Consider the following 10,437-nt stretch of genomic DNA (forward strand, 5'->3'; position numbering starts at 1 on the left):
GTCGGTGGCGTAGAGCGCGCCGTCCGAACCGACCGTGCTGACACGCGCCTTGGAGGCGGGTGCGGGGGTGGGGGCGGGTGCGGCCGTCATCGCGGCGACGATGCGCTGGGCGTCGGCGGCCTGGGGCTGGTAGGCGCTGGGGAAGGCGGAGACCTGGACCTTCTGGCAGACGACGCCCACCGGCTGGGTCTTCCAGCTGCCGTTGGGGTAGGCCCGCAGCATCCCGTCCAGGAAGGCGTTGGTGGAGTACGCCGGGTTCAGGCGTTCCTCGGTGCTGCCCCACCACTTCTGCTGCTGGAAGAGCCCGACGCTGGTCGCGTCGAGGACGTTCGGGTTGTTGCGCAGCTCGGACTCGACGATCGCGGTGGTGACGGCGATGACGGCGGCCTGGTCGGGCAGGTCGTGGGCGCGGGTGGCGGCGACGATGGCCCGGGCGCAGGAGAACCGGTACGCGGTCATCGCGTGGGCGAGTTTGCCGGTGAGTACGGTGTTGAGGCTCGCGGCGGCCGCGGAGTCCGCGTCGGTGACGGTTCCGCAGGAACGGTCGGGCTGGAGTGCGGCGTGGGCGGAGGTGGCCGTGACCGCGAGGGGCGACAGCAGTGCGGCGACGGCGGCAGCGGCGGGCAGGAGCTTGCGGAACTGCTTGCTCATGAGGATGCGGTTCTTCCTGGGTCTCGGGACCGGGTACGAGGCGCGGAACACGGGCGTGCGGGCGGGGAAGGGTGGGGTGTGCGGTGAGCGGAGGTCGGACACACCCCGGCGGGCGACGGCCGGACGACGGCTACGGGCCGGGCGGTGGCCCGGCCCCGCGGGGTGGATCCCCGGGGCCGGGCCGAGGAGGGCGCGCATCCGGGGCCGGCCGGCCGCGGATGCGGGACGCCTCCGAGGATCAGAGCCCCGAGGTGGCGGTGATCTCCTGGATGCCGCTGTTGCCCTGGAGGGGCTGGAAGGCGCTCCAGGAGCCGTTCGCGTAGTTGGCGTTCGCGTTGTAGATCCGGTCGTCGGAGCCGACGGCGTACAGGTGGACGGTGTTGCCGACGGCGTTGGCGGTGATCTTCTTGATGCCGCTGTTGCCGGGCAGCGGCTGGAAGGTGCTCCACGTGCCGGCCGCGTAGTTGCCGTCGGCGGCGTTGACGGTCCCGTTGGAGCCGGTGGCGAACACGCGCACCGTGGTGCCGGTGGTGACGGCGGTGATCTCCTGGATGCCGCTGTTGCCCTGCAGCAACTGGAAGGTGCTCCATGTGCCGGCCGCGTAGTCGCCGTCGGCGGTGTAGATCCGGTCGTCGGAGCCGACGGCGAACAGGTGGACGGTGCTTCCGACGGCGGTCGCCGTGATCTTCTTGATGCCGCTGTTGCCCTGGAGGGGCTGGAAGGCGCTCCAGGAGCCGGTCGCGTAGTTGCCGTCGGCGGTGTACACGGTGTCGTCGGAGCCGATCGCGAACAGGTGGACGGTGCTTCCGACGGCGGTGGCGGTGATCTGCTTGATCCCGCTGTTGCCCTGTACCGCCTGGAAGGCGCTCCACGAACCGGTCGCCGTGTCGCCGTCGGCGGTGTACACGGTGCCGTCCGAGCCGATGACGAACAGGTGGACGACGGAGCCGATCTGCACGGCGGAGACCTGCTTGATGCCGCTGTTGCCGGGCACCTGCTGGAACGCGCTCCACGCGCCGGACGCGAAGTCGCCACCGGCGTTGAAGACGGTCCCGCCCGAGCCGAGCGCGAACAGGTTGGTGACGTCCTTGGCCACCGGGGCGGGGGCCGGGGTGGGGGCCGGGGTGTTGTCCGTGCCGCCGATCGGGGAGACGTAGCCGCTGATCCGCTGGCCCATGTAGGAGCTGTAGCCGAGCGCCGAGTTGTACGGCCCGTCGAGCCGCACCCGCGACGTCGCGGCGAAGTTGCCGCGCTGGCCGCCCTCGTTGCCGCCGATCGTCTTGATCTGGCCGCCGCTGACCTCCGCGACGATCGCGACGTGGTCGGCGTAGCCCGCGCCGTTGTAGTTGAACACGACCGCGTCGCCGACGTGCGGGGTGCTGTGCAGGCCGCCGTTGTACTGGGCGAAGCTGGCGGCCGCCGGGGTCAGGCCCGAGACGTTGACCCCGGCCTGCGCCCACACCCACTTGGCGAAGTCCGCGCACCAGTTCTCGGGCTGGCCGCCGTTGCCGGTGCAGCTGGAGTAGAAGCCGGTGGTGCCACCGCTGTTGGTCGCGCAGGCCGTCTTGTAGTTGTTGGCCAGGGCGATGCCCGTGATGTTCGAGCCCACGCTGGCGTGGGCCGACGAGGCACCGAAGGCCAGGCTGACCGGCACGATCGCGGTGGCGAGGGCAAGGGCGGCGCTGCGGCGGGCGGTGAAAGCGGACACGGCGGGTACTCCTGTCGACAGACGAGCGGCGGTGGAAGGCGGTCGTGATGCGTCGGGGCGGTCGACCGCCCCGGTGGAGAAGGCGTGCAAGGTGCCGGGGACGAGACGCGGGGCGCCGGAGTGCGGGCGCGGTGACGCTTCGTCCGGTCCGCCGCCCCGAAGCGGTGCTCCCTGGCGGCGATCACTAGCTTCGCCGCAGCTCAGGGCGGGTGGAAGGGCTCTCAGGTGGACGAAAACGTCCCCGGCCCGATCCGGCCAGCAGAGCGGGGAGCGATCAGCAGCCGCTCGTAGAAGGCGGCGACCAGAGGTACCCGCCCGCGCTGCACCCGCCACCCGGCGGGCGCCGGTACCAGCGCCACCGCAACACTTCCGCCCGACCGCGCGAGGACCACGAGGTGCCATGACTCTCCGGATGCGTGTACGAATCATCCCGGGGGGACAAGTGCTCACCGCACTGGGCTTGGACACCGGCGCCGAGGCCGTCCACCGCGTGATGCTCGCTCACCCCGGCGACGGCATCACCGCACTCGCACAGCGCCTGGACCAGGACGAACGCCAGGTCAGGACCGCCCTCGACCGACTCGGCGAACTCGCCCTGCTGCGCCCCTCCGCCGAACGCCGCGGTGAGCTGTGCGCCGTCTCCCCCGACCTCGGCATGGAAATCCTGCTGGCCCGCCAGCAGGCCGACCTCGCCGCCCAGCAGATGCGCGTCGAAGCCCCCCGCGCCGCCCGCCGCCACCCACGGCCTCACTCCGTTCGCTGCGACTACGGCCGCCCACGCTTCTGAGGCTCGGGCCTGTCCGTTCTCCTCCCCGACCCCTCCCGCAGCCGGGCCGTACGTCGGCGACTACGCCCGGCGCAGCCCCAACTCGCCCGCGCGCAGGCCGGCCTGGAAGCGGGAGCCGGCTTCGAGCCGTGCCATCAGTTCGGCCACCCGCCGCCGGTAGGTGCGCAGCGAGACGCCGAGCCGCCGGGCCGCCACCTCGTCGGTGAGCCCGGAGGCAAGGGAGCGGAGGATCGTGCGGCCGTCCGCGTCGAGGTGCGGGGCGTCGCCGGACAGGTAGGCGTCGAGGTCGACGGCACTGTCCCAGGCGGCCTGGAAGAGCGCGTGCACGCCGTCGATCAGGGCCTGCGACGTGGTCACGGTGTACTCGCGGCCGGCGGGGTTCTCCCGGCCCGCCAGGATCATCACCCGCCGGTCGATGAGGATGGTCTCGTGCGGCAGCGGTGAGCCGCTGATCCGGACGAGGGCGCCCGCGCCCTGCACCAGCCGCAGGTGGACGCGGGCCTCCTCGTCGGCGAGGGCGACCGGGCTGAGGAGCTTGCGGGTGGTGAAGCCGGGCGCGGCGGCGTCCCGCATCCGGGCCTGGACCGCGGCCCTCGCCTCCGGTCGGGACCAGGTGCGGAGGTCCCTGGCCGCGCACAGGAACTCGGTCTGCGCGGACTCGAAGAGATGGCCGGCGCGCGCGGTCAGTTCCGCGTCGCCGTGGACCGAGAACACCTGCTCATGGCTCATCCGTCCAGTCTGGCAGCAACTGGCCACGGTCTCGCCGGGGTTCGCGGCGGCGGACAGCATGGGACGCATGACGACCACAACCTTCCCCCTCGGCGGCGACCTCCCTGTCAACCGGCTCGGCTTCGGCGCGATGCGCCTCGCGGCCGGCACCTTCGACGGCCCGCCGCGGGATCCGGCGACCGGCATCGCGGTGCTCCGGCGCGCCGTCGAGCTCGGGGTGAACCACATCGACACGGCCGGCTTCTACAACCGCGGAGCGGTGCGCGCGAACGAACTGATCCGCAGGGCGCTGACCCCGTACCGGGACGACCTGGTGATCGCGACCAAGGTCGGTCCGCTGCCCGGTCCGGACGGTGTGCCGAGCGGGCAGGCGGGGCCGGGTCAGCTGCGCGGCCTGGTGGAGGCGGACCTGCGGGCCCTCGGGCTGGACCGGCTGGACCTGGTCTACCTGCGGGTGGGCGGGCTGACCGGGCCGGGCGCCGAGTCGATCGCGGAGCGGTTCGCGGTGCTCGCCGAGCTCCGCGAGGAGGGGCTGATCCGGCACCTGGGCGTGAGCAACGTCGACGCCGCCCAGCTCGCCGAGGCGCGGGCGGTCGCGCCCGTCGCGGCGGTGCAGAACAACTCGTTCGAGAACGGTGCGGGGCTGCTGGCCGACTGCGAGGCGGCGGGTATCGCGTACGTGCCGTACTTCCCGCTCGGCGGGGGCCTGGTCCCGCTCGACCTCGAACGGCTCGGCCGGGTCGCCGCCCGGGTGGGCGCGACCACCTCGCAGGTGGCGCTCGGCGCGCTGCTGGCGGCCTCGCCGTCGGTGCTGGCGATTCCGGGTACCGGGTCGCTCGACCACCTGGAGGAGAACCTCGCGGCGGGCGGTCTCGTGCTCGGTGCGGAGGACCTGGCGGAGCTGCGCGCCTGAGCGGGTGTGCGGGGCGCGTCCCCGGCGGCGGCTGCGCGAACGTTCTGCGGCGGGAGGCTCAGAGCAGGTGCCGGAGGTAGGCCTCCGGCCGTTCCAGGTAGCGGCGCCAGTGGTCGACGATCGCGAGGTCCTGCCACCGGGTCGGCCGGATCCCGTGCTCGCCGACCTCCAGGACCGCCGCACCCGGTACGGAGGCCAGGATCGGGGAGTGGGTCGCGCAGATCACCTGGGCGCCGCCGCGGCCGAGTTCGGCGAGCAGGGCGACCAGACGCAGGCTGGAGGTGAACGACAGCGCCGCCTCCGGCTCGTCCAGTACGTACAGCCCGGGCCCCTGGAACATCGACTCGAACACGGTGAGGAACCCCTCGCCGTGGCTCATCAGGTCGGTCCGTTCCTCCCAGTAGCCGGGCCAGCCCTGCTTCTCCTCCATCATCCCCATCGCCGTCTCGGCCCGGAGGAAGAAGCCGCGCCGCTTGGCACGCGGGCCCGAGGCTATGGCGAGCCCGCGCGGCGAGTAGTCGAGGTGGAGGCGCTCGCCGAGAACGCTCTTCGCGCGCGGCGAGGCGTAGCGGGAGCCGCCGCGCCCGCCGTAGGAGTCCAGCCCGAACGCCTCCGCCACCGCCTCGACCAGGGTCGACTTGCCGCTGCCGTTCTCGCCGACCAGAAAGGTCACCGGGGCCGGCAGCGCCACCCCCGCCCCGAGCAGCGCGCCCACGCAGGGCACCGTCCACGGCCATTCGTCGCGGTCGTCCGCGTGGACGAGCTGCGGATGGACGCGTATGCGGTCGACGATCATGGGCGGGCCTTTCCTGCGGGTGCTTCCGTCCCGAGGCTAGGCGGTGGGTCCGACACGAACGGTCACTGGACGACGAGGGTGCCCGTCATGTTCGGGTGGACGTCGCAGTGGAACGGGTACGAGCCGGGGGCGGTGGGGGCGGTGATCGTCGCCGACTTGCCCTGTTCCAGCAGGCCGGTGTCGAACGCCCCGGCGTTGGGGGCGATGGCGGTGAGGGTGTGGCCGGCGGAGTCCTGGTTGGTGACGGTGATCTTGGTGCCCGGAGCCACGGTGAGGGTGGCGGGGCCGAACTTGAAGTCCTTGATCGTCACGGTCACCGCCCCGGCCGGAGCGGAGGAAGCGGCGGCGGAGGAAGCGGCGGTGGAGGCGGCGGAGCTGGCGGCCGAGGAAGTGGCCGAGGAGGGAGCGGCGGACGAGGGGACCGAAGCCGATGCCGAAGCCGACGAGGAGGACGAGGAACCGCCCCCGCCGCTCGAACAGCCGGCGGCCCCGAGCAGCACCCCGCCCACCGCCAGGCCCACGAGGGCGGTCCGGAAGGGACGGACGGAACGGAACGGACGGGAAGAACGGTGGTTCATCAGCGGCTCCAGCCTCGTTACCTGCGGCGACCCGCCCACGCTAGAGCGCGCGAACCCGGCGGCCCGGCGGGCGCGCCGCGCACGCCGCGGTGCGTCCGCCGGGTCAGACGCTGTCCGGCCCGTCCGTCGGCGCGGGCTCGGGGCCGGTGGCCGGGTCGCGGGTGAGCAGGTAGCGGGCGCCGGGCCCGGTCGCGCCCGCGCGGTCGGCGGCGTTGTAGAGGCCGCAGCGGGTGAGCGAGAGGCAGCCGCAGCCGATGCAGCCGGTGAGCTTGGCCTTGAGCCGCTCCAGCTCGGCGATCTGCTCGTCGATCCGGCTCTGCCAGGACTGCGCGACCCCGTCCCACTCGGTGCCGCTGGGGGCGCGGTGCTCGGGGAGGCGGTCGAGGGCGACCTTGGCCTCGTCCAGGGAGAGTCCGACCCGTTGGGCGGCGCGGACGAAGGCGATCCGGCGCAGGGTGCCCCGGGTGTAGCGGCGCTGGTTGCCGGTGGTGCGGGTGGCGTGGATCAGGCCCAGTCGCTCGTAGTAGCGCAGCGCGGAGGTCGCGAGGCCGCTCCGCTCGGAGAGCTGGCCGATGGTGAGCAGGTCGTGGCGGCTCGGCCGGTTGGCGATCATGGGGGACACTGTAGCGCTTGACTTGAAGCCGACTTCAGGTTGCAGCATCGGAGGCATGACGAACCGCACCCGAACCACTACCTCCGGTTTCGGCGACCTGCCGGGCCTGATGGCGCTGATGACCGGCGACGAGAAGCACGGCCCGGCCGCGACCTCCACCCTGGACGCCCTGTGGGTGCTCTACGACCGGGTCCTGCGGGTCACCCCGGAGACGGCGCAGGCCCAGGACCGGGACCGCTTCCTGCTCTCCAAGGGCCACGGCCCGATGGCGTACTACGCGGTGCTGGCGGCCAAGGGCTTCCTCGACCCGGAGGTGCTGCCCAGCTTCGGCGCGTACGACTCGCCGCTCGGCCACCACCCGGACCGGCTGCTGGTCCCCGGGGTGGAGATCAGTGTAGATCAGCTCGGGCTCGCTGGGGCACGGGCTGCCGATCGGGGTCGGCACCGCGCTCGGCCTGCGCGCCCAAGGGCTGCACGACCCGGCGGTCTGGGTGCTGCTCGGCGACGCGGAGTTCGACGAGGGCTCCAACCACGAGGCGGTGGCCTTCGCCGGGGCCTACGGCCTGGACCGGCTGCACGCCCTGGTGATCGACAACTCCTCCGCCACGCACGGCTGGCGCGGCGGCATCGCGGCGCGATTCGCCGCCGAGGGCTGGTCGACGGAGACCGTGGACGGGCGTGACCACGAGGCCCTGCACGCGGCGTACACCGCCGGGCACCCGGGCCGGCCGCGGGTCGTGGTCGCCCGCGTCGAACCGAAGAACTCCTGAGCCGGAAAGGGCCCGAACATCCATGGACACCATGCGCGACCGTTTCATCGAGGTCACTTCCGGCCTGCTGGACGAGGACCCCCGGCTCGCCCTCGTCCTCGCGGACATCAGCGCCGCGGGCTTCCAGCAGGCCGCCGAGCGGCACCCGGACCGGCTGGTCAACGTCGGCATCCGCGAACAGCTGCTGATCGGCGCCGCCGCCGGACTGGCGCTCACCGGGATGCGGCCGATCGCCCACACCTTCGCCAGCTTCCTGATCGAGCGGCCGTTCGAGCAGGTCAAGCTGGACCTCAACCACCAGGGTGTCGGCGCGGTGCTGGTGAGCGCGGCCGGCTCCTACGACTGGCCGGCCGGCGGCCGCACCCACATGGCGCCGGGCGACGTCGCCCTGCTGGACACCCTGGCCGACTGGACGGTGCACGTGCCCGGCCACCCGGACGAGGCGGAGCGGCTGCTGCGGCACGCGGTGGCCGACGGCGACCGCAAGGTGTACGTCCGGCTGTCCGCGCACCAGAACGAGCGGGCGGTGAAGGTCGAGCCGGGCCGGTTCACGGTGGTCCGCGAGGGCGGCCGGGGCACGGTGGTCGCGGTCGGCCCGATGCTGGACGCCGTCCTCGCCGCCACCGCCAACCTGGACGTCACCGTGCTGTACGCGGCCACCGTCCGGCCCTTCGACGGCGCCGCGCTGCGGGCCGCCACCGGGCGGCGGGCGGACGTGGTGCTGGTCGAGCCGTACCTGGTCGGCACCTCCGCCAACGCGGCGCACGAGGCGCTCGCCGACCGGCCGCACCGGCTGCTGGCCCTCGGGGTGCCGCAGGCGGAGCACCGGCAGTACGGCTCGATCCCCGAGCACCTGGCCGCCTACGGGCTGGACGCCCACGGGCTGCGGGAGCGGATCGACGGCTTCCTGAAGTAGCGGCGGCGACCCGGGAAGTACTGGCGACCCGGGAAGTACTGGCGACGTCGGGCCGACGCGGGCACCGTCAGCGGCGGACCACCGCGACCGAGTCCGGATCGAGGGTCAGCCGGTCCCCGGAGCGGTGGTGCCCCCCGAACGCGGCCACCACCTCGCCGGCCGCCGGTACCGCGGCCGCCGCCGTCCCCAGGTTCACCGCCACCCGGTACGGCCCCCGGTGCACCACCAGCCAGCGGGCGTCCTCGTCGAACTCGACTCGGACGGCGGCCAGATCGGGATCGGTCAGCTCCGGGTGCTCCCGCCGCAGCCGGATCAGCGTCCGGCTCCAGTCCAGCAGCGCCCGGTGCGGCCCGCGCCGGGGCTCGGTCCAGTCGAGCACCGAGCGCAGTACGGTGGCCGGCTCCTGCGGGTCCGGCACCGAGTCCGCCGCCCAGCCGTGCTCGGTGAACTCCCGCCGCCGGCCCCGGCGGACGGCCTCGGCGAGGTTCGGGTCGGTGTGGTCGGTGAAGTACTGCCAGGGCGTGGCCGCGCCCCACTCCTCGCCCATGAACAGCATCGGGGTGAACGGTGAGGTGAGCACCAGCGCGGCCCCGCAGGCGAGCCGGCCGGGGGAGACGCTGGTGGAGATCCGGTCGCCGAGCGCCCGGTTGCCCACCTGGTCGTGGGTCTGCAGGTAGCCGAGCAGCCGATGGCCGTGGGCGGGCGGGAACGGGCGGCCGTGGTGGCGGCCGCGGAACGAGGACCAGCCGCCGTCGTGGAAGTACCCCCGGGTGAGGGTCCGGGCCACGGCGGCGAGCGGTGCGGCGGCGAAGTCCCCGTAGTAGCCCTGGGACTCGCCGGTCAGGGCGCAGTGCAGGGCGTGGTGGAAGTCGTCGCTCCACTGGGCGGCGAGCCCCTGCCCGCCGGCCTCGCGGGGCGCGGTGGTGCGCGGGTCGTTCAGGTCGGACTCGGCGACCAGGAACAGCGGGCGGTTGGTCGCCACCGCCAACCGGTCGACCTCGGTGGCGAGTTCCTCCAGGAAGTGCACCGCCCGGTCGTCGGCCAGGGCGTGCACGGCGTCCAGCCGCAGGCCGTCGATCCGGTAGTCGCGCAGCCAGCCGAGCGCGCTGCCGATCAGATAGGCGCGCACCTCGTCGGAGCCGGGCGCGTCCAGGTTGACCGCCGAGCCCCACGGGGTGTGGTGCCGGTCGGTGAAGTAGGGGCCGAAGGCGGGGAGGTAGTTGCCGGCCGGGCCGAGGTGGTTGTGCACCACGTCGAGGACGACGCCGAGGCCCTTGCGGTGGGCGGCGTCGACGAAGCGCTTGAGGCCCTCGGGGCCGCCGTAGGGCTCGTGCACGGCCCACAGCGACACGCCGTCGTACCCCCAGCCGTGCTTGCCGGGGAACGGGCAGACGGGCATCAGCTCGACGAAGTCGACGCCCAACTCGACCAGGTGGTCCAGCCGTTCGGCGGCCGCCTCGAAGGTGCCGGTGGCCGTGAAGGTGCCGATGTGCAGCTCGTACAGCACCGCTCCGGGCAGCGGGCGGCCGCGCCAGCCGGTCTGCGACCAGTTGAACGCGGCATGGTCGACGGCCCGGCTGGGTCCGTCCGGGCCGTGCGGCTGCCGGGGCGAGCGCGGGTCCGGCAGCGGGCGCCCGCCGTCCAGGACGAACGCGTAGTCCCCGGCGGGTGCGTCGCCCTGCCACCACCCGGCGCGGACGAGGTCCCGGGCCAGCGGGTGGTGCGCGCCGTCGACCGCCACCTCGACCCGGTCGGCGGCGTTCGGGGCCCAGACCTGGTACCTCATGACGTGCCCCTCCTGGTCAGCAGGACCACCGGCCGGTCGCCGGCCAGCAGTTCGCCCACCGGGACCGGGCCCGACGGGAAATGACGTTCCGTCAGTTCGTCCGTCCAGCCCGGCCCCTCGGGCAGGTGCAGCACGGTGTCGTGCCAGCCGCCGGTCCGGGCGAGCCGGTACGGCAGCCGGGTGACGGCGG

11 protein-coding genes and 2 pseudogenes are annotated in these 10,437 nt (G+C 73.7%); 4 read left to right on the top strand and 9 right to left on the bottom strand.

What is annotated here, in order from left to right; genetic code table 11:
* The 3 genes and pseudogenes from VR45_RS10145 to VR45_RS48490 form a co-directional block, all read right to left on the bottom strand.
* A pseudogene (locus tag VR45_RS10145) lies at positions 1–651 on the bottom strand (hypothetical protein); the annotation flags it as partial.
* Positions 652–889: 238 nt separating this feature from the next.
* Positions 890–2,359, bottom strand: coding sequence for a CHAP domain-containing protein (locus VR45_RS47860; RefSeq protein WP_052708978.1), 1,470 nt, complete (start codon positions 2,357–2,359; stop codon positions 890–892).
* A 221-nt stretch (positions 2,360–2,580) separates the two neighbouring features.
* Positions 2,581–2,718, bottom strand: a complete 138-nt coding sequence (locus VR45_RS48490) for a hypothetical protein (protein ID WP_234325915.1) — start codon at positions 2,716–2,718, stop codon at positions 2,581–2,583.
* A gap of 53 nt (positions 2,719–2,771) precedes the next feature.
* Between VR45_RS48490 and VR45_RS10155 the strand changes: the two genes are divergently transcribed.
* On the top strand, positions 2,772–3,146 hold the full coding sequence (locus tag VR45_RS10155) for a hypothetical protein (protein ID WP_159394165.1): 375 nt from the start codon (positions 2,772–2,774) through the stop codon (positions 3,144–3,146).
* A gap of 60 nt (positions 3,147–3,206) precedes the next feature.
* Here the strand turns inward: VR45_RS10155 and VR45_RS10160 are convergent, their stop codons facing one another.
* Entirely contained in the window at positions 3,207–3,875 is a 669-nt protein-coding gene (locus VR45_RS10160; RefSeq protein WP_045939370.1) for a LuxR family transcriptional regulator, read from the bottom strand.
* Between the two features lie 67 nt (positions 3,876–3,942).
* Here VR45_RS10160 and VR45_RS10165 point away from each other — a divergent pair, with 67 nt between their 5' ends.
* Entirely contained in the window at positions 3,943–4,788 is an 846-nt protein-coding gene (locus tag VR45_RS10165) for an oxidoreductase (protein WP_045939361.1), read from the top strand.
* 58 nt (positions 4,789–4,846) lie between these two features.
* On the opposite strand, the gene VR45_RS10170 is transcribed toward VR45_RS10165, so the two are convergent.
* From VR45_RS10170 to soxR, 3 genes are all read right to left on the bottom strand, one after another.
* On the bottom strand, positions 4,847–5,584 hold the full coding sequence (locus tag VR45_RS10170) for an AAA family ATPase (protein ID WP_045939362.1): 738 nt from the start codon (positions 5,582–5,584) through the stop codon (positions 4,847–4,849).
* Between the two features lie 62 nt (positions 5,585–5,646).
* Positions 5,647–6,162: a cupredoxin domain-containing protein gene (locus VR45_RS50015; protein ID WP_045939363.1), complete on the bottom strand. Its 516-nt coding sequence runs from the start codon at positions 6,160–6,162 to the stop codon at positions 5,647–5,649.
* A 103-nt stretch (positions 6,163–6,265) separates the two neighbouring features.
* The gene (gene soxR, locus VR45_RS10180) at positions 6,266–6,775 is read right to left on the bottom strand and encodes a redox-sensitive transcriptional activator SoxR (protein WP_045939364.1); all 510 of its coding nucleotides are present in this window, start codon (positions 6,773–6,775) and stop codon (positions 6,266–6,268) included.
* Positions 6,776–6,830: 55 nt separating this feature from the next.
* On the opposite strand from soxR, the pseudogene VR45_RS10185 reads away from it, so the two are divergent.
* Both VR45_RS10185 and VR45_RS10190 read left to right on the top strand, forming a co-directional pair.
* Positions 6,831–7,545 (top strand): annotated as a pseudogene (locus VR45_RS10185) (transketolase).
* Between the two features lie 22 nt (positions 7,546–7,567).
* Entirely contained in the window at positions 7,568–8,461 is an 894-nt protein-coding gene (locus VR45_RS10190) for a transketolase C-terminal domain-containing protein (RefSeq protein WP_045939365.1), read from the top strand.
* A 67-nt stretch (positions 8,462–8,528) separates the two neighbouring features.
* Here VR45_RS10190 and treZ read toward each other — a convergent pair whose 3' ends face one another.
* Positions 8,529–10,247: a malto-oligosyltrehalose trehalohydrolase gene (treZ, locus tag VR45_RS10195; RefSeq protein ID WP_045939366.1), complete on the bottom strand. Its 1,719-nt coding sequence runs from the start codon at positions 10,245–10,247 to the stop codon at positions 8,529–8,531.
* The coding region (locus tag VR45_RS46810) for a hypothetical protein (RefSeq protein ID WP_045939367.1) at positions 10,244–10,437 on the bottom strand (194 nt) is incomplete at its 5' end. The genes treZ and VR45_RS46810, both read right to left, overlap by 4 nt.

It is taken from the genome of Streptomyces sp. NRRL S-495 (assembly GCF_000966955.1).
In the GTDB taxonomy this organism is placed as follows: Bacteria; Actinomycetota; Actinomycetes; order Streptomycetales; family Streptomycetaceae; genus Kitasatospora; species Kitasatospora purpeofusca.